Source organism: Bacillus sp. JS, assembly GCF_000259365.1.
Classification (GTDB): Bacteria; Bacillota; Bacilli; order Bacillales; family Bacillaceae; genus Bacillus; species Bacillus stercoris.
On the sequence record NC_017743.1, the window covers coordinates 1,124,393 to 1,144,677 of the forward strand.

Annotated in this window: 24 protein-coding genes and 1 pseudogene; 13 read left to right on the forward strand and 12 right to left on the reverse strand. The window is 44.6% G+C overall.

The features are described from left to right. The first annotated feature begins 44 nt into the window (after nt 1–44). On the forward strand, nt 45–257 hold the full coding sequence (gene yhaL, locus MY9_RS05610; protein ID WP_003233252.1) for a sporulation protein YhaL: 213 nt from the start codon (nt 45–47) through the stop codon (nt 255–257). Nucleotides 258–297: 40 nt separating this feature from the next. Here yhaL and prsA read toward each other — a convergent pair whose 3' ends face one another. Then, on the reverse strand, nt 298–1,176 hold the full coding sequence (gene prsA / locus MY9_RS05615) for a peptidylprolyl isomerase PrsA (protein WP_014663395.1): 879 nt from the start codon (nt 1,174–1,176) through the stop codon (nt 298–300). A gap of 159 nt (nt 1,177–1,335) precedes the next feature. Between prsA and yhzE1 the strand changes: the two genes are divergently transcribed. Together yhzE1 and yhzE2 are read left to right on the forward strand one after the other, a co-directional pair. Then, on the forward strand, nt 1,336–1,422 hold the full coding sequence (gene yhzE1 / locus MY9_RS21100) for a sporulation protein YhzE1 (protein WP_003327753.1): 87 nt from the start codon (nt 1,336–1,338) through the stop codon (nt 1,420–1,422). A 124-nt stretch (nt 1,423–1,546) separates the two neighbouring features. Continuing rightward, entirely contained in the window at nt 1,547–1,633 is an 87-nt protein-coding gene (gene yhzE2, locus MY9_RS05625; protein WP_003155248.1) for a sporulation protein YhzE2, read from the forward strand. Nucleotides 1,634–1,684: 51 nt separating this feature from the next. Here yhzE2 and MY9_RS21105 read toward each other — a convergent pair whose 3' ends face one another. Continuing rightward, complete coding sequence (locus MY9_RS21105; RefSeq protein ID WP_024571667.1) at nt 1,685–1,867, reverse strand: hypothetical protein; 183 nt, start codon at nt 1,865–1,867, stop codon at nt 1,685–1,687. 107 nt (nt 1,868–1,974) lie between these two features. Then, nucleotides 1,975–2,493, reverse strand: a complete 519-nt coding sequence (locus MY9_RS05630; RefSeq protein ID WP_040083567.1) for a DUF3267 domain-containing protein — start codon at nt 2,491–2,493, stop codon at nt 1,975–1,977. 207 nt (nt 2,494–2,700) lie between these two features. On the opposite strand from MY9_RS05630, the gene MY9_RS05635 reads away from it, so the two are divergent. Next, a complete protein-coding gene (locus tag MY9_RS05635) occupies nt 2,701–3,042 on the forward strand; it encodes a YhaI family protein (RefSeq protein WP_014663397.1) in 342 nt (113 codons plus the stop codon). Here the strand turns inward: MY9_RS05635 and MY9_RS05640 are convergent. Together MY9_RS05640 and MY9_RS05645 are read right to left on the reverse strand one after the other, a co-directional pair. Next, nucleotides 3,039–3,650, reverse strand: a complete 612-nt coding sequence (locus MY9_RS05640) for an HTH-type transcriptional regulator Hpr (RefSeq protein ID WP_014663398.1) — start codon at nt 3,648–3,650, stop codon at nt 3,039–3,041. The two genes, MY9_RS05635 and MY9_RS05640, sit on opposite strands and share 4 nt — an antisense overlap. 178 nt (nt 3,651–3,828) lie before the next feature. Then, nucleotides 3,829–4,185, reverse strand: a complete 357-nt coding sequence (locus MY9_RS05645; RefSeq protein WP_040083814.1) for a YtxH domain-containing protein — start codon at nt 4,183–4,185, stop codon at nt 3,829–3,831. Nucleotides 4,186–4,314: 129 nt separating this feature from the next. Here MY9_RS05645 and MY9_RS05650 point away from each other — a divergent pair, with 129 nt between their 5' ends. Further along, nucleotides 4,315–4,506 (forward strand): hypothetical protein, encoded by a 192-nt coding sequence (locus tag MY9_RS05650; protein ID WP_014663400.1) that lies wholly within the window; start codon nt 4,315–4,317, stop codon nt 4,504–4,506. Nucleotides 4,507–4,580: 74 nt separating this feature from the next. On the opposite strand, the gene trpP is transcribed toward MY9_RS05650, so the two are convergent. The 3 genes from trpP to MY9_RS05665 all read right to left on the reverse strand — a co-directional run bounded on the left by trpP (nt 4,581) and on the right by MY9_RS05665 (nt 6,886). After that, complete coding sequence (gene trpP, locus MY9_RS05655) at nt 4,581–5,099, reverse strand: tryptophan transporter TrpP (protein WP_003233236.1); 519 nt, start codon at nt 5,097–5,099, stop codon at nt 4,581–4,583. Between the two features lie 124 nt (nt 5,100–5,223). Beyond that, nucleotides 5,224–6,303, reverse strand: coding sequence for a 3-phosphoserine/phosphohydroxythreonine transaminase (serC, locus tag MY9_RS05660; protein ID WP_041521287.1), 1,080 nt, complete (start codon nt 6,301–6,303; stop codon nt 5,224–5,226). Nucleotides 6,304–6,448: 145 nt separating this feature from the next. Then, nucleotides 6,449–6,886, reverse strand: a complete 438-nt coding sequence (locus MY9_RS05665; protein ID WP_003233231.1) for an HIT family protein — start codon at nt 6,884–6,886, stop codon at nt 6,449–6,451. A gap of 487 nt (nt 6,887–7,373) precedes the next feature. On the opposite strand from MY9_RS05665, the gene ecsA reads away from it, so the two are divergent. The 3 genes from ecsA to MY9_RS05680 are packed head-to-tail and all read left to right on the forward strand — an operon-like array spanning nt 7,374 to nt 10,065. Then, the gene (gene ecsA / locus MY9_RS05670) at nt 7,374–8,117 is read left to right on the forward strand and encodes an ABC transporter ATP-binding protein EcsA (protein ID WP_014663403.1); all 744 of its coding nucleotides are present in this window, start codon (nt 7,374–7,376) and stop codon (nt 8,115–8,117) included. Beyond that, nucleotides 8,110–9,336, forward strand: coding sequence for an ABC transporter permease EcsB (ecsB, locus tag MY9_RS05675; protein ID WP_014663404.1), 1,227 nt, complete (start codon nt 8,110–8,112; stop codon nt 9,334–9,336). The genes ecsA and ecsB overlap by 8 nt, the downstream gene beginning before the upstream one ends. 21 nt (nt 9,337–9,357) lie before the next feature. Beyond that, complete coding sequence (locus tag MY9_RS05680; protein ID WP_014663405.1) at nt 9,358–10,065, forward strand: EcsC family protein; 708 nt, start codon at nt 9,358–9,360, stop codon at nt 10,063–10,065. 19 nt (nt 10,066–10,084) lie between these two features. On the opposite strand, the gene sndC is transcribed toward MY9_RS05680, so the two are convergent. The 4 genes and pseudogenes from sndC to hmoB all read right to left on the reverse strand — a co-directional run bounded on the left by sndC (nt 10,085) and on the right by hmoB (nt 13,668). After that, nucleotides 10,085–11,275, reverse strand: coding sequence for an N-acetyl amino acid acetylase SndC (gene sndC, locus MY9_RS05685; RefSeq protein WP_041521288.1), 1,191 nt, complete (start codon nt 11,273–11,275; stop codon nt 10,085–10,087). 72 nt (nt 11,276–11,347) lie between these two features. Then, nucleotides 11,348–12,739 carry a hypothetical protein gene (locus MY9_RS05690; protein ID WP_014663408.1) on the reverse strand — a complete coding sequence of 464 codons (1,392 nt, stop codon included), beginning with the start codon at nt 12,737–12,739 and terminating at the stop codon, nt 11,348–11,350. Between the two features lie 67 nt (nt 12,740–12,806). After that, nucleotides 12,807–13,124, reverse strand: a pseudogene (locus MY9_RS05695) (hypothetical protein). A 43-nt stretch (nt 13,125–13,167) separates the two neighbouring features. Further along, nucleotides 13,168–13,668: a heme-degrading oxygenase HmoB gene (hmoB, locus tag MY9_RS05700; RefSeq protein ID WP_014663410.1), complete on the reverse strand. Its 501-nt coding sequence runs from the start codon at nt 13,666–13,668 to the stop codon at nt 13,168–13,170. Between the two features lie 121 nt (nt 13,669–13,789). Here hmoB and MY9_RS05705 point away from each other — a divergent pair, with 121 nt between their 5' ends. The 5 genes from MY9_RS05705 (at nt 13,790) to MY9_RS05725 (ending at nt 20,273) form a co-directional block, all read left to right on the forward strand. Further along, complete coding sequence (locus tag MY9_RS05705; protein WP_014663411.1) at nt 13,790–15,934, forward strand: transglycosylase domain-containing protein; 2,145 nt, start codon at nt 13,790–13,792, stop codon at nt 15,932–15,934. Nucleotides 15,935–16,055: 121 nt separating this feature from the next. Continuing rightward, complete coding sequence (gene hemE, locus MY9_RS05710) at nt 16,056–17,117, forward strand: uroporphyrinogen decarboxylase (protein WP_014663412.1); 1,062 nt, start codon at nt 16,056–16,058, stop codon at nt 17,115–17,117. Between the two features lie 71 nt (nt 17,118–17,188). Then, nucleotides 17,189–18,121 (forward strand): ferrochelatase, encoded by a 933-nt coding sequence (gene hemH / locus MY9_RS05715; RefSeq protein ID WP_014663414.1) that lies wholly within the window; start codon nt 17,189–17,191, stop codon nt 18,119–18,121. A gap of 14 nt (nt 18,122–18,135) precedes the next feature. Next, entirely contained in the window at nt 18,136–19,548 is a 1,413-nt protein-coding gene (gene hemY, locus MY9_RS05720) for a protoporphyrinogen oxidase (protein WP_014663415.1), read from the forward strand. 149 nt (nt 19,549–19,697) lie between these two features. After that, nucleotides 19,698–20,273, forward strand: a complete 576-nt coding sequence (locus MY9_RS05725) for a TetR/AcrR family transcriptional regulator (protein ID WP_014479348.1) — start codon at nt 19,698–19,700, stop codon at nt 20,271–20,273. The last annotated feature ends 12 nt before the right edge of the window (nt 20,274–20,285 follow it).

Sequence of the window (20,285 nt, forward strand, 5' to 3'; positions counted from 1 at the left end):
ATATGGTTAAGAATAAAGAATTTATGCAAAAGGGGGAGGAGCCCGTGTTATTTTTTCCATGGTGGGTGTATCTTTGTATTGTAGGCATCATTTTCAGCGCATATAAACTTGTGGCGGCAGCCAAAGAGGAAGAAAAAGTAGACCAGGCTTTTATTGAAAAAGAAGGGCAGATTTATATGGAGAGGATGGAAAAGGAGCGAGAACGCCGCAGTTCTCAGCAGCATGAAGAAGAAAATCAAAACCATTCCATCGCATAAAAAAAGCTGTGCGGCTCAATGAGTCTGCACAGCTTTTTTATTACTTAGAACTGCTTGAAGATGAAGAAGTGCTGTTGCTTGTTGAAGATGTATTAAATGTGTCTTTCAGATCTTTATCTTTTACTTCGATGTCAGCCTTCTTCATGACTTTTTGAACAGCTTCCTGAACGGCATTGCTGTCATTTAGTTTTTGTTCAAGCACTTCAGATTTCAGTTCTTTTTTCATATCATCGTATTTGCCGCGTTCTTCGGTCTTTTTAATGATATGGTAGCCGTATTGCGTTTTGACAGGATCACTGACTTCACCTGTTTTTAATTTGAATGCAGCTTTGCTGAATGTTTCGTCCATTTGGCCTTCTTTTGCGAACCAGCCAAGATCTCCGCCTTTTGAAGCAGAGCTGTCTGTTGAGTATTCTTTCGCAAGATCTTCAAACTTCTCGCCTTTTTTCAGCTTTTTCTCTACTTCTTCAGCTGTCTTTTTATCAGCGACAAGGATGTGGCTTGCACGGATTTTGCCTTTTAAGCCTTCCCAGTACTCTTTGATATCGGCGTCTGTTACTTTGATGTTATCTTTAGCCGCTTTTTGTGTCAGCAATTCATATTTTACTTGTTCTTTCAGGTAATCCTTGCCATATTGCTTTTCGAGGGCAGTATATTGATCCCCAAGCTGCGTTTTGTATTCTTTCAGCTTGTTGTCAATTTCTTTATCCGAAACTTTATACTTCTTGTCCAACACTTTTTCTTGCACCAGCTGTGTCAGGACGCTTGCGCCAGCAGTTTTCTTCATGTTTGTGTAAAGCTCGCCTTTAGTTACATCGCCTGCGTCTGTTTTTGCGATGACTTCTTTGTCGCCGCTGCTGCAAGCACTGAGAGCGAGGATGCTTGTAGCAGTGATAGCTGCTATTGCGATTTTTTTCATGGTTTTCAAACACTCCTAATCATTCCAAATTAAATTACCTATGCGTATCATAACATATTGTGGCTTTCTGTAAAAAGATTTTAAATAAAGGGCATTCGTCTAGTCAAACTTTTGCTGATGGCATACTTATATATTGATCAAGAAAAGGAGGTATGTAACATGAGCGGAGGATACTCTAACGGATTCGCGTTGCTCGTAGTACTGTTCATTTTGCTTATCATCGTAGGTGCAGCTTACATCTACTAAGCAGCCCGGGGATCGCTTGCAACATAAGCGATCCTTTATTTTCACTAGCGCCTAATCGTTTCAAACATGAATTGCATAACATGTAATTGGTAAATAAAGCTTTTTACAGGAGGTGCTTTTTAAGATGGGTGAAGTTTTTGCAGGCGGATTCGCTTTATTGGTTGTGTTATTTATTTTATTGATTATCATCGGCGCTTCTTGGCTGTACTAATCAACATAAAAAAGCATAGCTGCTCAATCGCAGCTATGCTTTCTTTCGTTTTTACACTGTAAAGGAGATCTCCACAAACGAAGAGATCAGTAAAATTAATATAGATACATTAATAAATCGGAATACCTTATCTTGCCGCTCTTCAGGAATCTCTCTGACAAGGCATAATGTATTGGTGAGCCTGTTTATGAAATATAAAATAAACACGGCAGCCACGATAAAATAGAATAAAATGATGGGAGATTCCCCCTCTCTCTGAACTGTCCCATATTACATTACCAAATATTTATTAAAAAAGATAGAATGTAAATTGAAAAATCGCTGCCAGCACCAGGGGGTGGCTACTTTTCAACAAGAATATCCAAGCCGTCTGCTTCCTGATCAATAAAAGCGGTTTTCGGCGCTTTTATCAGCTTGAGGGCCAGCAGGAAGTCAGGCAGACAGTAGCCGGCGTGAATGCCCGAGATCATGCAGAAATAATGAGCGTGATTCGGAAACGCCAGTGCGGCGTAAAACAATACCGGTGTAATCAGCAAGAACGGGCTTACCAGTGAAATCAGCATTGTTGTTTTTGGTATTCGTTTCCATGTGCGCATACGCAATATGTAAAACTTTTTTTCTATTTTTCTTTTTTTGCAGATGATTGGCAGGACATGGATGACTTTATGTACAAATAAAATAACGACGAGCAAACCGCCGAATAAAGGTACATATTCATCGCTTAAGCTTGTGCCAGGCCGCAGCAGCTCAAAAGCTAAAAAGGTAGAGATAAAAACCAAAATCATAAAACATACAGCAGTTAATATTATGCGAACGGCGCCATAATCCTTCATGAGATTTATGGTCTTCCAGCAATTCATCAAAGTCATCCTTCCATACATCTTGAGTAGAATCTCAAAATAATTTACTCCTCCCAAGAGAAAAAATCAATGCTTTTTTAAGAAAAAATATCATCCGGCAGGTATTTTTTTGAAACAAGCAAACAAACTGCGAAATATGGGGTTAGAACTTTCTTCTCAGTGAATTATCAGCTAAAATAAGATTAAAGATAGAAAGAAGTGGTGTGGATGGATTCGATGGATCATCGCATTGAGCGATTAGAATATTACATACAATTATTAGTGAAAACAGTAGATATGGACAGGTACCCCTTCTATGCGCTTCTCATTGATAAAGGGCTGAGCAAGGAAGAAGGGGAAGAGGTTATGGGGATATGCGATGAATTGTCGGAAGAGCTGGCAACACAAAAAGCGCAAGGATTTGTAACCTTTGATAAGCTCCTTGCGCTTTTTGCCGGACAGCTGAATGAAAAGTTAGATGTTCATGAAACGATTTTTGCCCTGTACGAGCAGGGGCTTTACCAAGAGCTGATGGAAGTCTTTATCGACATCATGAAGCATTTTGATTAACTGTTTACAGGTTCGAGCTCTTCTGCCGGTTCATCCGCCGTACTGTCCTTTGCTTTTTTCTTCAGTTTTCCGTTTACGCTTTCAAAGTCATTGTCAATATTGGTGAGTGACGTTTCGAAAATTTCCATAAAATCATCGCCGTAGATATGGCGTATCATACACATCATTTCTGCCACTTCAGGGAATTTTCCGAATAAATGGTACAGAGGCTGTGATCCTTTAAAAACAGCGTTTCGTGTCGGATCAAATTCCTCAAGCAAGCTCCAGAATACCTCGGTGCCTTCCTCAGTCAATTGGACGTATGTGTTCCGTTTATCGTTCAGCCGTTTGGAGAATCTTAAATATCCCCGTTCTTCCAGCTTTTTTGAAAAGTTGAATGCGGTTGATACGTGCATGACCCCGAATTTCGCGATTTCAGAAATGGAAGCTCCATTCAATTGATACGCAATCCATAAAATATGATGCTCATTAATATTCAGGTCATACGGTTTGAGCCATTGCTGCCAATCCTTCTCGATCGATTTCCAAAGAGCCTTGCTAAGCTGAGCCATTTTCTGGGTGAAGACCAGAGCTTCTTTCACATCATAGGGCGGTTCCACTCGATTCATTACGTCACCTGCTTCTCTTTTTCTTTTTCTCTATTATGCCAATAAAATAAAGATTAATAAAGATGAAAATGTAAGAATTTTTTAATAAATTCACAAACCATTGTGGCGGAAGGGTTTATCGGCCTAAAAAAAATACGGGTCCAATTTCGGCCCGCATTTTTTTCTTTTGAATAGGATATTAGTTTTGTAAGGTTTTCTCCAGCTGTCTGATTTTCTCTTCAATATCAGCAATTTCTTTTTGCAGATCCTGCTGGTGAGGCTTGATCTCTTCCTGCCATTTTTTAATTGACGTTTGGAGCTCGCCGCCTACGTCTTTAATCACATCTGTGCTTTCTTTTGCCGCCTTGATCAGCTGGTCTTTTAACGCAAGCCCGTCTGATTTTAAGCGTTTGATCGTTTCTTCTAAAGAATCATAATTGGTCTTCATTTTTTCACGCAGCTGCTTTCCTGAGGAAGGTGCAGTAAGAAGAACCGCTGCTCCTCCGATGATGCCGCCTACGAATAGTCCTGTTAATAGAGAACGTCCGCTCGCCATTACAATCACCCCGTCTTTTTCTTCAAAATAGGATTCATTCAGCATTTTTCATTTTTGTTGAAAGCCTGAACTTCTATACATAGCTTGCTTTATTTTAGCATATTTTTTAAGTGAAAAGGAGGGAGAAGGTTGTCTGTCTTTTTGATTGTGTTATCCTGCATCACCCTTGCCTTCGCTACAGGCGCTGTTTACTATATCAGACTTCTCAGCCAGGCTGCTTCTTATCCGCCCAAGAAGGTGATCCGGCAAAAAGCGCTTGTTTGTTCAACCGGAACCGCCTTTACACTATGTCTTATCTTTTTCACAAAACTCCTCGCTTAAAACATGCTGACATGCTGCGGGCGCTCTGTTTTAAAAAAACCTCTCCCGGAAGCGGAAGAGGTTTTGTGTGACAATTATTTAGCAGCTTCCATAAAGCTCGAACGTCTTAAAATGGTTTGCACAATCGGATAAATAATGATCATTGAGATTGTATTCAGCACAGCGGCCGGCAGAACAACGGCTGCGAACAATGCGGCGAAACCGCCAGGCAAACCGACGATCAATAAAGCTGAAGATAGAAACACAATTCCCGATAAGATGGTCCCGATGACTGTCAGCACAGCGGCTGCGCCTGTTTTCCGGCTCTTTCTAAACAAGAGAAACAGGGAGAAGAACAGAAACGCTGATACGGGTTTGTCGATGATGTTAGGGATCTGTCCGGCTGGAAATGCGGTTGTAAGCGCGGAAATGATTCCGGTCACAATCCCGATGACGAGTACGTTTTGCACCCGCGGGAACAGCAGAATGCCCATGAACATCATGATCAGCATCATATCTGGTTTCATGCCGCCTAAAAAGGGCGGAATAATGGAATGAAGCGCTGCGCCGATTGCGGCAAACAGAGCCATAATGACTAACTCTTTTGTTTTCATATCTATGCTCTCCTCTGCTAAGCTTTTGCCCTCCAATAATATGCTCATCATTTATTGCGAAGGCTTTATAAGAATGTGTTATGCAAACAGTATACCAAACGAACGGTTTGCATAGCCAGACTTTTTACTCATTTTCCTGCTGGAATTTCTTCATGAACGCCGCTAGTTTTTCACAGTCTTCGAGAGACACCGCGTTATAAATAGAAGCGCGGCAGCCTCCCACTGAACGGTGTCCGCCAAGGCCGACCATCTTCGCATCTTTTGCTTTTTGAACGAATGTTTTCGTTAATTCGTCATCCCGAAGCGTGAAGGTCACATTCATGCGTGAGCGGCTGTCCTTTCTGGCATGTCCTTTATAGAATCCGTTGCTCTCATCAATACAGCTGTAGAGAACCTGCGCTTTTTGTTCATTGCGCTGTTCAGCGGCTTCCACACCACCGTTTTCCTTCAGCCACTCCAGAACAAGGCTCAGCATATAAATCGCAAATGTCGGCGGAGTGTTGTAGAGTGAATCCGCTTTGACATGCGTGGAATATTTCAAGATTTTTGGGACGTTCGCATTTTCATTTTGCAGCCAGCTTTTTTTCATGATAACTACAGTCACGCCGGAAGGGCCGAGGTTCTTTTGGGCGCCTCCGTAGATCACGTCAAATTTGGACACATCGATTTTTCTGCTCAAAATGTCGCTGGACATGTCGGCGACGAGCGGAATTGGGGAATTCGGGAACTCCTGCCACTGAGTGCCGAAAATCGTATTGTTGGATGTGATGTGTAAATATGCGCCGTCTTTTACATCCGTAAGGTCAATCTCCGGAATATAGCTGTAATTGTCTGTTTCACTTGTAGCGGAGATAGACGTGTTCCCGAACAGTTTCGTCTCTGCCAGTGCTTTTTCAGACCAAGCGCCTGTCATGACAAAATGCGCGGTTTTTTCAGGTGTTAAAAAGTTCATCGGAAGCATTGAGAATTGAAGGCTCGCCCCGCCTTGAAGAAACAAAATATCGTAATCTTCCGGAATGCCCATCAGTTCGATTAAGAGGTTTTTCGCTTTTTGGTGCACCGCTTCATACTCTTTGCTGCGGTGGGAAAGCTCCATAACAGACATGCCGGATTCGTTAAAATCAATAAATTCTTTCTGTGCTTTTTGCAGAACTTCCAATGGCAGCGCTGCAGGACCTGCGTTAAAATTCGTTGTACGTTCCATCATGATCTCTCCCTGTTTTCCACGTTAATGTATAAAATAATACAATTATCCTATCACAAAAATTCAGTTTTTTGATAAAAAATTAGAATTATCAAAAGAAATTGACGGATGTTTGCGAAATGTTCACAAATAAAATAACCTCATCTTATGATGAGGCCAGGCGTTTTGCGATAGAGGAAGAGATATTCTGCAGATCCTCCGGTTTATAATCATCAGCATGCGTTTTCCAAACCGCTCCGAATCCATCTCCTTTTCCATAGCGGGGGATAATATGCATATGGTAGTGGAACACAGATTGTCCAGCTTTTTCGCCGTTATTGTTCAGCGTATTTAAGCCGATCGGTTCAAATTCATCCCGGATAGCGCGGGCGATTTTCGGAACAGCATGGAAATATTGTTTTGCTAATTCATCTGTAAATTCATACACATTCTCAATATGTGTTTTCGGAATGACAAGCGTATGGCCTTTTGTTACTTGGCTGATATCAAGAAAGGCAAGTACATGTTCATCTTCATACACCTTCGCGGATGGAATGTCGCCGGCGATAATTTTACAAAAGATACAATTCTCTGCACAATGCATGAGGGTTCCTCCTTATGAAATTGTTTAATATGTATACACTCATCGTACCACAGAAATGCAGAAAATAGAAAACAGGATGAACGGCGAGCGTTCACCCTGAATGCAGAGGAAGAGCTTATATGAAGAAAATGTGTTATGCCTTTGGTAAGCACCTCATTTGTCAATAAAATGAAGACTTGTTTAATGCCTAACGATTCCTGCGATAAACACCTCATTTGACAATTTGCTTCATACATGAAGAATTCATCAATTTAGTGAAGAGAAATGGTTTGAGCATTGGACATGTTTATTTTCTATCCAACTGTTTCTAAGACGTCTTTGACAAACACCTCATTTTTCAGTTGATATGCTTTTCCTCTACGACTATTATGATGTCCAAGACCCTGTCTCTTTATGACAGCAAATTCATCATTTGTTAAAAGGGAATTGTTTCAAATCAAGCCTTGTTTTTGGTACTATGAAGAAAAACACTATAAGGGGAGAAACTATGTCTCTGCTATCGGTAAATGACTTAACCGGCGGATATACAAGAAATCCGGTTTTAAAAAACGTATCATTCACCCTTGAACCGAATCAAATAGTCGGCTTAATCGGGCTGAATGGTGCTGGCAAAAGTACAACAATCAGACACATCATCGGGCTGATGGACCCGCATAAAGGTTCAATCGAATTAAACGGTAAAACCTTTGCTGAGGATCCGGAAGGCTACCGTTCACAATTCACCTATATACCTGAAACACCTGTTTTATATGAAGAACTGACTTTGATGGAGCATCTTGAATTGACAGCCATGGCATATGGCCTGTCAAAAGAAACGATGGAGAAAAGGCTGCCTCCGCTATTAAAGGAATTCCGAATGGAAAAGAGATTGAAGTGGTTCCCGGCCCATTTTTCCAAAGGAATGAAGCAGAAGGTAATGATTATGTGCGCATTCTTGGCAGAGCCTGCGCTCTACATTATTGATGAGCCTTTTCTGGGGCTTGATCCGCTTGCCATTAACGCGCTGCTTGAGCGGATGAATGAAGCGAAAAAAGGCGGGGCGAGCGTGCTGATGTCAACGCACATTTTGGCAACGGCAGAACGCTATTGTGATTCGTTTATTATTTTACATAACGGCGAGGTGCGGGCGCGCGGCACGCTGTCAGAGCTCAGAGAGCAGTTTGGAATGAAAGACGCGGCGCTGGACGATTTGTATCTTGAGCTTACAAAGGAAGACGCTGGCCATGAATAATATGCTTGATATTTGGCAGTCGCGGCTGCAGGAGCATATCAAAGAAACAAGAACATACATGAAATATATGCTCAACGATCACCTCGTCATTGTTTTGATCTTTTTTCTAGCGGGCGCTGCAAGCTGGTACAGCAAATGGATACGGGACATCCCCGCTCACTTTCCATCCTTTTGGGTGATGGCCGTGCTGTTTTCACTCGTGTTGACAAGCTCTTATGTGCGGACGCTTTTGAAGGAGGCTGACCTAGTTTTCTTATTGCCTCTTGAATCAAAAATGGAGCCTTACTTGAAGCAGGCGTTTGTCTACAGCTATGTGTCTCAGCTGTTTCCGCTGATTGCATTGAGCATCGTTGCGATGCCGCTTTATTTCGCAGTCACCCCGGGGGCTTCGCTCGTTTCGTATGCCGCGGTCTTTGTCCAGCTTTTGCTGCTGAAAGCGTGGAATCAGGTGATGGAATGGCGCATGACCTTCCAAAACGACCGCAGCATGAAGCGGATGGATGTCATTATTCGCTTTGCGGCGAATACGCTCGTTCTTTATTTTGTTTTGCAATCTGTTTATATGTATGCGCTTCTTGTCTATGTCATTATGGCTGCTCTTTATCTGTATATGTCTTCGGCAGCAAAACGGAAAACGTTTAAATGGGAGAGCCATATCGAGTCCGAATTGAGACGCAAGCAGCGTTTCTATCGGATTGCCAACCTGTTCACTGATGTGCCGCATTTACGAAAGCAAGCGAAACGCAGAGCGTATCTTGACTTTTTGCTGCGGCTCGTGCCGTTTGAACAGCGCAAAACATTTGCCTATATGTTCACCCGCGCCTTTTTGCGTTCGAGTGATTATTTGGGCATTCTCGTCAGGTTAACGATCATTTTCGCGCTGATCATCATGTATGTCTCAGCCAGCCCGCTGATTGCAGGGGTTTTGACTGTGTTTGCCATTTTCATTACGGGTATTCAGCTTCTGCCGCTCTTCGGCCACTTTGACCATCTGGCGCTTCAAGAGCTGTACCCTGTGAAAAAAGAAACGAAGCTGAAAAGCTATTTCTCTCTATTAAAAACTGCACTTAGTGTTCAAGCGCTGCTGATGTCTGCTGCATCTGCCTATGCAGCCGGCTTGACCGGTTTTGTTTACGCGCTGATCGGTTCTGCCGTTCTGATTTTTGTTGTTCTGCCGTCTTATATGACAACCAGACTGAAAAAACATGGCAAGCTGTGAGCTTAAAAAAGGGGTAGTGAAATGACAGATAATCAGCTGATGCAGGAAGCCCTTCAATGGAAAATGCATTTTTTGCGAAAGGATTCCATGTTTGAACGCTTTTCGAAGCGTGTGCAAACGAAGGTGAATGAGCGGATTCCTGAAAAAATCCATACGGTCGTCACTGAGAGCGTGAAAAAAATGGTGGAAGCGACGATGGCGGGCTCCAATATTATTACCTATAAGAAGGATACAAGCACACTTTCGCTAAGTGAAAAGAACGAACTGGCGAAAAAAACGATTGCTTCTTATCAGAAGGTGGCGGCTGCTGAGGGAGTCGGCACTGGAGCAGGCGGCATATTTTTAGGCATTGCCGATTTCCCGCTGCTGCTTTCTATTAAGATGAAGTGTTTATTTGCTTTATCCTCAATATATGGCTTTGATGTGAAGGATGCACAAGAAAGAATGTTCCTGCTGCTCGTGTTTCAGCTTGCGTTTTCGAGTGATGATGGCCGAAAATCGCTTTTTTCTGTCATCGAAAATTGGGAGACGGAGAAAAAGAGCATCGACTGGAGAGTGTTCCAGCAGGAATATCGCGATTATATCGACGTCGTGAAGTTTTTTCAGCTTTTGCCGGGCGTAGGAGCGGCAGTCGGCGGGATTGCCAATTATAAGCTGCTGGCTCAGCTTGGTGAGACGGCAAGACACGTTTTTCATCTGAGGATAATAAAGGAAACAGCCGGAGAATAAACATTCCCGGCTGTTTTTTTTATAGCTTATGATAGGTGATTGCGGCGCCTGCAAGGACCTTGGCTGCTGTCAGCATTGCTTTTTCATTAATATCAAATTTCGGATGGTGATGGGAATAGACCCGCTCTGGCTGTTCAAGAGCGGCACCTGTAAAGAAAAAAGTGCCTTTCACGTTTTGTAAGTAATAAGCAAAATCCTCGCCTCCCATTTGCGGTTCACCGGCAATGACCTGCTGAACACCCTCTATGTTTTTGGCGATGCTGGCCAAGTGGCTCGTTTCTGCAGGATGGTTCACAACCGCCGGATAGCCCCGTTCATAGTTATACTCATAGGACGCGCTGTGCATACTGCAAACCCCTTTTACAACCGCTTCAATTTCTTTTTCCAGAATGTCTTGGACATTTTCATCAAAAGAACGTGCTGTACCGATGAGTACTGCTTGGTCTGCGATGACATTAAATGGATTGTCTGCGATAAAGGAGCCTGTCGAAATGACGGCGGATTGAATGGGATTGACCTTGCGACTGACAATGTGCTGCAAAGAGGAAACGATTTGTGAACCGATCAGGACAGCGTCTTTTGTATCATGCGGATGAGCACCGTGGCCGCCCTTTCCAAGGACTTTAATCGTAAATCGGTCCGCCGCTGCCATTACGGCGCCGGGGCGGCAAAGAATGGTTCCGAGCGGTTCGGTTGCCCAAAGATGAGTGCCGAATATCACATCCACGTTTTCGAGACAGCCGTCATCAATCATTGGCTTTGCGCCTCCTGGATAATATTCTTCCGCATGCTGGTGGATCATCACAAAAGTTCCCTTCAGCTCATGTCTGTTTTGGTGAAGAACCTTGGCGACTGCGAGAAGAGTTGCCGTATGGCCGTCGTGGCCGCATGCGTGCATGACACCGGGCACTTTGGAGGCGTAAGGGACGTCTTTTTCATCTTGAATGGGGAGAGCGTCAAAGTCAGCCCGCAAAGCGACTGTAGGACCTGGTTCGCTTCCTTCAATATATGCTAAAATCCCTCTGCCGCCGAAATTCGTGCGGATTGGGACTCCTAGCGATTCATAATAGGAAGCAATAAATGCGGCGGTTTTTTCTTCTTGAAACGAGAGCTCCGGATACATATGGAAATGTCGCCTGATCTCAACCATTTCTTCAAAACAGCTGTCGAGCTGTTTGTTTATCTCTTTCTGCAGTGTGGATATGGACAAAGCCGCTTCCCCCTTTTCTATGCTTTTCCATGATTGTATAGGAAAATTCTGAAAACTTCAACTTACGCTGTTTTAAAGCATCATCACGGCTGCGATTGTTGTCACGAAAAGGCCAATCGCGACGGGAATGAAGTTTTTTCTGGCTAATTCAAATGGATCAACTTTGCAAATGGCCGCAGCGGGAATCAACGCCCATGGGACAAGTGTGCCTCCGCCCACCCAAATGGCGGAGATTTGTCCGAGTGCGGTCAGGACGGCGGGGTCGGCATGGAGAGCGGACGAAAAGAGCTTTGCAATGGAGCCGGCGAGAGAAATGCCTGAAAATCCGGAGCCGTCGAGGCCTGTTATGGCTCCAGCGGCAGTTAATGCAGCGGCGGCAAGCTCCTTTGACATAGGCATCATATGGGATAAAGCAATGCCGAGATCGTTGACAATGCCGTGGGAACCTTTAGGGAGTGAAGCGCCTATTATGCTTTCATAGCCCGAGTCCCCAAGATAAAAGAAAGCGGCAATCGGGATGACAGGGCCGAAAACCTTAAAACCGAACTTAAACCCGTCAATAAAATAGCCGGTGATTTTTTCAAGCCCTTTATGCTTATACACGAGAAAATGAACGGTTAGGAGGATACAAATCGCAGACCCGCCAATTAACGCGGTTGCATCATTTCCCTGCAGGTTAAACAAGAGCATGCAGGCAATATCAGCAAGAAAGACAAGCGGAATCAAAAAAGCCAGAATGGACCGCATGCGTTTTGGCAAGTACAGTGAGTTGTCTTGTTCGCCGGAAAAAACGGGGGAAAAAGAAGCGGGATGCTCCTGTTTTCTGTGCTCGCGCTGAATCATGATAAAGGCAGCGGTTGTTGTTGTCACACCCATAATCAGCACAAGCGGAATGCTGGCCGAGACGACATCACCCACTGGAATGCCTGCTGCATCCGCAGTCAGCTTTGGCGCCGCCTGAATGACAAAGTCTCCTGACAGGGCAAAACCATGTCCGAATAAGTTCATGGCCATGGCTGCTGCAAGAGGCGTCAAACCGGCGCGTGCGGCTGCCGGGAGCAGGACGGCGCCGATCAAAGCGACACCCGGAGAAGGCCAGAAGAAGAGAGAAATGGCGAACATCAGGCCTCCAATCAGCCAGTAGGCAGTCACGGGCCCTTTCACAAGGCTTGTAAAGGGAGAAATCATCGCTTCATTTATCCCTGTTTTTGTTAATAAATCACTCATCGAAACGATAAAGCAAATGATGAAAATCGTGGGCAGCAGTTCGCCGGCCGCATAGATAAAGCTGTGGAACAAGCTGCTGACAGAAGCTGAAAGTGAATGGCTGGCCCATAGCGATATGATAAAAATGCCGAATAAGGAAATAAAGGTCGTATCTTTCCGCAGCAGCATAAATAGGATAATCGCCCCGATAAACAACACGTACAGAACATGGATAGCCAAAATCCCGACTTCCATCATTAATCACTCCTTCCGCTTCCTACAGATTATTCATAGGCGGGCGGAAGGTGCGGGACAGAAGTCTGGGTTATGATGGAAGATGAACATTGATCTGTTTCAGCTGCTCAATCAGATGATGCCTTAATACTCTATTCGCTTTTTGCAGATGTTTTGGGAAGCATTCAGGAGAAAAAATGACGCACCCTTCAGCAAGCCACTGTTTTCTGTAGGCGATGATGCTTTCCGCAGGTTCTAAATATGAACCATCCTCGTGCTGCATCTCGTACTCGTCAAATCCGAACTGAAAACCGCAGCACGGGCAGATTTCATGAGAATGATGGCCTTCATGATCATATGGCGGTTCCGTCAATCCCTTAAACCCGCAGACTGGGCAAGTATGCTTCATTATGCTTTCCTCCCAATAAATAAGCTGCCGGACATGCCGGCAGCTATTCGACAGCGAAATATGTGGTGACGTACGAAGGCCGGGAGAAGATCGACGTCGTGTCAATTCCGGCAGACGTGCCACGTTTTTTGTGGGCTTCCTTGTAAGAACCGGACTGCTGCCAGTCTTGAAAGGCACTTTCCGTTTCCCACAATGTCAGAATGACATAGGTGTCACTGTCAAGCGGACGGAGCACTCGAATTGCTTCAAAGCCAGGCTCATTTTCAACTTTTCCCGCTCTGTTTTTAAATCTGTTTTCAAACAGCGGTCGCCCTTCCTGAGTGACGGCAATATTGTTCAATACTGCAAAACCGGGATGCTTGATCTCTCCGACTTGGTCAATGACTTCATAAGCATGTGGTGCCTGGAAAACGGTATCTCCGTTTGTTTCATGAATCAAAATCGCGTTTTCCTGCCCCTGCATCAAAAGGATATGCTCTGAGGGATGCTTCTCAACGATCTTTTTTAAAAAATCGGCTGTCCCATATGTAATATAAACCTTCATATCAGCCACCTCCTGCTTGCTAGTATACCAAAACAATGGTATAAGTTTCTATTGGCGAGTGCTTCGAACATAATTCCAAACAATTTTTCCCATACTACCCTTAGAAAGGCGAGGTGAGTTCATGTTTCAGATAAAGAAAAAGAAACTTTTTATACCTATCATTATTTTAGTGTTAACTGCTTTTCTCGCTTTAATAGGATATATTTCAATTATTTTTCTCGGCCATTATGTCATAGATGAAAAGAAGCTGATACTTCATGCCTCTTCAAAAATTGTTGATCAAAACGGCGATGAGGTTGCAAGCCTGTATACAGAAAATCGCGAGCCGGTTTCGATCAATGAGATTCCCAAGCAAGTCAGAGAAGCGTTTATCGCTGTTGAGGATAAAAGATTCTATGAGCATCACGGCATTGATGCGAAATCTGTCGGAAGGGCAGTGTACCGCGATATATTAGCAGGCGGAAAGGTGGAAGGCGGAAGCACAATCACCCAGCAGCTTGCCAAAAATATTTTTTTGACACATGACAAAACGTTTCTAAGAAAAACAAAAGAAGTGATCATTGCGATCAATCTTGAACGGGATTACAGCAAAGACAAGCTGCTTGAAATGTATTTGAACCAGCTTTACTTCGGACACGGGGTCTACGGCATACAAGCGGCGTCCCACTATTATTTTAATAAAGAAGTAAAAGATTTGACTGTATCTGAAGGCGCTGTTTTGGCCGCTATTCCAAAGGCGCCTTCTACGTACTCTCCGATTTTGCACCCTGATAAAAGTAAGGAGCGGCGTGATACAATTCTAGGTATGATGAATGACCAAGGCTATATCAGTGCGAAGGAGGCTGTCACCGCGCAGGGCCGGACGCTTGGGCTGCACGTGAAGAAACAGTCGGAAACACCTTGGTTTGACAGTTACATTGACCTTGTGATCAAAGAGGCAGAAGACAAGTATTCCATTTCCGGAGAGCAGCTTCTTCAAGGCGGATACACGATCAAGGTGCCGCTTGATTCGAAGCTGCAGAAGACGGCTTATCAGGTGATGAAAGAGGGAAGCTATTATCCCGGAACAGATCAGAATGCCGAGGGAAGCGCGGTCTTTATTAATAACAAGACAGGCGGTGTAGAAGCGGCCATCGGCGGAAGGGATTACACATCCAAAGGATATAACCGTGTCACAGCTGTCCGCCAGCCGGGTTCCACATTTAAGCCGCTCGCAGTATACGGACCGGCGATGCAGGAAAAGAAATTTAAGCCATATTCTCTATTGAAGGATGAGTTGCAGTCCTACGGAGATTATACGCCGAAAAACTACGACAGCCAGTATGAGGGCGAAGTCACTATGTCTGATGCCATTACGTATAGCAAAAACGCGCCGGCTGTCTGGACGCTGAATGAGATCGGCGTCGAAACAGGAAAATCTTATTTGAAAGCAAACGGCATTGATATTCCTGATGAAGGGCTTGCTCTTGCTCTAGGCGGCTTGGAAAAAGGCGTTTCACCGCTTCAGCTTGCCGGCGCATTTCATACATTTGCCGCGAATGGGACGTATACTGAACCGTTCTTTATCTCAAGCATAATAGATGAAGACGGGGAAACAATAGCCGATCATAAAGGAGAAGGAAAACGGGTATTCAGCAAGCAGACGTCCTGGAATATGACAAGAATGCTGCAGCAGGTAGTCAAAAAAGGAACGGCCACGTCTGGCATCTATCACGGCGATCTGGCGGGAAAAACAGGTTCTACAACTTATACAGGCGTCTCCGGAGCGACAAAGGACGCCTGGTTTGCAGGCTATACGCCGAAAATAACCGGGGCAGTCTGGATGGGCTATGACAAAACGGACCGAAATCATTATTTAAAATCCGGGAGCTCGTACCCGACGCGGCTGTTTAAGGATATTTTGACACAGGCAGGAGAAACCGGTGCTGTGTTCACAAAGCCTAAAAACGTCAAAGAACTGGAAAGTCCGATTGAGCTGAAACCGGTCAAAACACTCACAGCCGATTACACATTTAAAGCAGCGGGGCTCTTTACTATTGAATTAAAGTGGGATGCCCAAGAGGATGATCGGGTTGTATACAGAATTTATGTAAACAAGGACGGAAAGGAGACGCTTCTTGATTCGGTTGAAGGGAAGGGGAGCTATGAAATCCCTTATGCCAACTTGTTTTCGGGCGCGTCTTATAAAATTGTGCCTTATAATTCACAGACAAAAAGAGAAGGGGAAGGAACCGATTACGTTCAGCCGAAATTATTTTCCTCTTAATGGAATTCGGCGATTTTTTGAACTTTGAGCTTCATTTCTATACCATTTGCCTAAAACAAGGTATAGTGTAATAAGTCAAGAAATACGAACGTATGGTTGCAGTATGAAAGGTGGAAATCAGATGAGTAAACGAGAAACGTTTAACGAGACGTTTTTAAAAGCTGCGCGGGGAGAAAAAGCGGATCACACGCCTGTGTGGTATATGAGACAAGCAGGGCGCTCACAGCCGGAATATCGCAAGCTGAAGGAAAAATACGGATTGTTTGAGATCACCCATCAGCCCGAACTTTGTGCGTATGTCACAAGACTGCCGGTTGAGCAATACGGAGTCGATGCTGCAATCCTATATAAAGATATCATGACTCCGCTTCCGTCAATTGGTGTGGATGTTGAAATCAAAAACGGGATCGGCCCTGTGATTGATCAGCCAATCCGGTCTCTGGCGGACATTGAAAAACTCGGCCAGATTGATCCGGAACAGGACGTGCCGTACGTGCTTGAGACGATTAAACTGCTTGTCAATGAGCAGCTGAACGTCCCGCTCATCGGTTTCTCAGGTGCGCCTTTTACGCTTGCCAGCTATATGATCGAAGGCGGCCCATCTAAAAATTACAATAAAACAAAAGCCTTCATGTACAGCATGCCGGATGCATGGAATCTGCTGATGTCCAAGCTTGCCGACATGATCATTGTGTATGTGAAAGCGCAGATTAAAGCAGGCGCAAAAGCGATTCAAATCTTTGATTCGTGGGTCGGCGCGCTGAATCAGGCTGATTACAGAACATACATCAAACCTGTGATGAACCGGATCTTTTCAGAGCTTGCCGGGGAGAATGTGCCGCTGATCATGTTTGGCGTTGGTGCAAGCCATCTGGCAGGTGACTGGCATGACCTTCCTCTCGATGTTGTAGGGCTGGATTGGAGACTCAGCATTGATGAAGCCAGATCAAAAGGAATCACCAAAACAGTGCAAGGCAACCTGGACCCGTCCATTTTGCTTGCGCCATGGGACGTCATTGAGAAGAAAACGGCGGAAATACTTGATCAAGGAATGAAATCGGACAACTTCATTTTTAACCTGGGACACGGGGTATTTCCTGACGTCAGTCCTGAGGTCTTGAAAAAACTGACAGCATTTGTCCATAAATATTCACAAAACAAGAAAATGGGTCAATATTCCTAAGCATATCTTTTGGTATCATGGTGATATCCTGTCAAAATGTTTGTATCAGATCATTAAAGAGGGTGTAAACAGTGAGTAGAAAGAAAATGGGGCTTCTCGTGATGGCGTACGGCACGCCTTATAAAGAAGAAGATATCGAACGTTATTATACACATATCAGAAGAGGCAGAAAGCCTGAACCTGAAATGCTTCAAGATTTGAAAGACAGATATGAAGCAATTGGCGGCATTTCACCGCTTGCCAAAATCACAGAAGAGCAGGCACATAATCTGGAACAGCACTTGAATGAGATTCAGGACGAGATCACGTTTAAAGCGTATATCGGACTGAAGCATATCGAGCCATTTATTGAAGACGCTGTAGCAGAGATGCATAAAGACGGCATTACAGAAGCAGTCAGCATCGTGCTGGCACCGCATTTCTCCACGTTCAGCGTTCAGTCCTACAACAAGCGTGCCAAAGAAGAGGCTGAAAAACTCGGCGGTTTAACGATTACGTCAGTAGAAAGCTGGTACGATGAACCGAAGTTCGTGACATATTGGGTTGACCGAGTGAAGGAAACATATGCGTCAATGCCTGAGGATGAAAGAGAAAACGCGATGCTCATCGTATCCGCGCACAGTCTGCCGGAAAAAATCAAAGAATTTGGAGACCCTTATCCGGACCAGCTTCATGAATCGGCGAAATTGATTGCTGAAGGCGCAGGCGTTTCCGAATATGCTGTCGGCTGGCAAAGTGAAGGGAACACGCCTGATCCATGGCTGGGACCTGATGTTCAGGATTTAACTCGCGATTTATTTGAACAAAAAGGCTATCAAGCGTTTGTATATGTCCCTGTCGGGTTTGTCGCGGATCACTTAGAAGTGCTTTATGATAATGATTATGAATGCAAAGTGGTTACAGACGATATCGGCGCAAGCTATTACCGGCCGGAAATGCCGAATGCCAAGCCTGAGTTTATTGATGCTTTGGCAACAGTCGTATTAAAAAAATTAGGACGTTAAAGAAGGCGATGAACATGAGTGACGGAAAAAAACATGTAGTCATCATCGGCGGCGGCATTACCGGTTTAGCCGCCGCCTTCTATATGGAAAAAGAAATCAAAGAAAAGAATCTGCCGCTTGAGCTGACACTTGTTGAGGCAAGTCCGAGAGTCGGCGGAAAAATCCAGACTGTCAAGAAAGACGGATATATCATCGAAAGAGGGCCAGACTCATTTCTGGAACGGAAGAAAAGCGCCCCGCAGCTTGTTAAAGATTTAGGTCTTGAGCATTTGCTTGTCAACAATGCGACAGGACAATCCTATGTGCTTGTAAACCGCACCCTGCATCCAATGCCGAAGGGCGCTGTAATGGGGATACCGACAAAAATTGCGCCGTTTGTTTCTACGGGTCTGTTTTCCTTGTCCGGTAAGGCGAGAGCTGCTATGGATTTCATCCTGCCTGCAAGCAAAACAAAGGATGATCAGTCATTGGGAGAATTCTTCCGCAGACGTGTCGGAGATGAAGTGGTCGAGAACTTAATCGAGCCGCTTCTCTCAGGGATCTATGCAGGCGACATTGATAAGCTCAGCCTGATGTCGACATTCCCACAGTTTTACCAGACGGAACAAAAGCATAGAAGCCTGATTCTCGGCATGAAAAAAACAAGGCCTCAAGGCTCAGGCCAGCAGCTGACGGCAAAGAAACAAGGACAGTTCCAGACTCTGTCAACCGGATTGCAAACCCTTGTTGAAGAGATCGAAAAGCAATTAAAGCTGACGAAGGTGTATAAAGGCACAAAAGTGACCAAGCTCAGCCGTGGCGGCTCTGGCTACTCGCTTGAACTGGATAACGGTGTCACACTTGATGCTGATTCAGTAATTGTGACTGCTCCGCATAAAGCGGCTGCGGGAATGCTTTCTGAGCTTCCTGCCATTTCCCATTTGAAAAAAATGCACTCCACATCCGTGGCAAACGTCGCTTTAGGCTTCCCGGAAGGCGCCGTCCAAATGGAGCATGAGGGAACGGGCTTTGTCATTTCAAGAAACAGTGATTTTGCGATCACAGCCTGTACGTGGACGAACAAAAAATGGCCGCACGCAGCGCCAGAAGGAAAAACGCTGCTTCGGGCATATGTCGGAAAAGCAGGAGACGAATCGATTGTCGATCTATCAGATAATGACATTATCAACATTGTGTTAGAAGACTTAAAGAAAGTCATGAACATAAACGGCGAACCGGAAATGACATGTGTCACCCGATGGCATGAAAGCATGCCGCAGTATCATGTTGGCCATAAGCAGCGCATCAAGGAACTGCGTGAATCACTGGCAGCCGCATATCCGGGTGTTTATATGACAGGCGCTTCTTTTGAAGGTGTCGGAATACCCGACTGCATTGATCAAGGAAAAGCTGCCGTGTCTGACGCGCTTACCTATTTATTCAGTTAAAACCTCCGCCATAAAGCGGAGGTTTTTTTGTGCTGTGCGATGGCAATATTGTGTAAAAAAATGATTGAATTGAGCAGCAGGTTATGATACATTTGCATATGTACTTAATGACTAAAATGTTCAAACGGTCAGTTTTGGGGTGATATACGATGTCAATAGATCGAAAAAAGCTCATTTTGGAGGCGGCTACAAAGTCTTTCACGCAGTTCGGGTATAAAGCGACGACCATGGACCTTGTCGCAAAGCTTGCGAATGTGGGGAAGGGAACCATTTATACTTTTTTCAAAAACAAAGAAGAGCTGTTTGACGAGATTTTCACTACTTTATTAAAGGAAATGAAGCAAAAAGCGGATGAAGCGATGGAGCCGAACCTTCCGTTCCATGAAAATGTGCACAGAGCGCTGTTTGCCATTCTGGAGTTCAGGAAAACACATCAGCTGACGATTAAGATTTTCCAAGAAAATGCCGAGATTGGTACAATGGCAGTTCAGGAAGTGATCCAGAAAATGGAGCGAGCCATACTGTCTTATATCAAAAGTAAGATTGAGGACGGGATTAAAAGCGGCGCAATCAAGCCGTGCGATCCTGAACTGACGGCCTTTGTGATGTTGAAGCTTTATATCGCGCTCATTTTTGACTGGGAAAAACAACATCCCCCGCTTGATAAAGAGACAATTGCGGGACTGCTTGAATTGTATGTTGTCAAAGGATTGTCAGCGAACTAGATAATCCTTTCT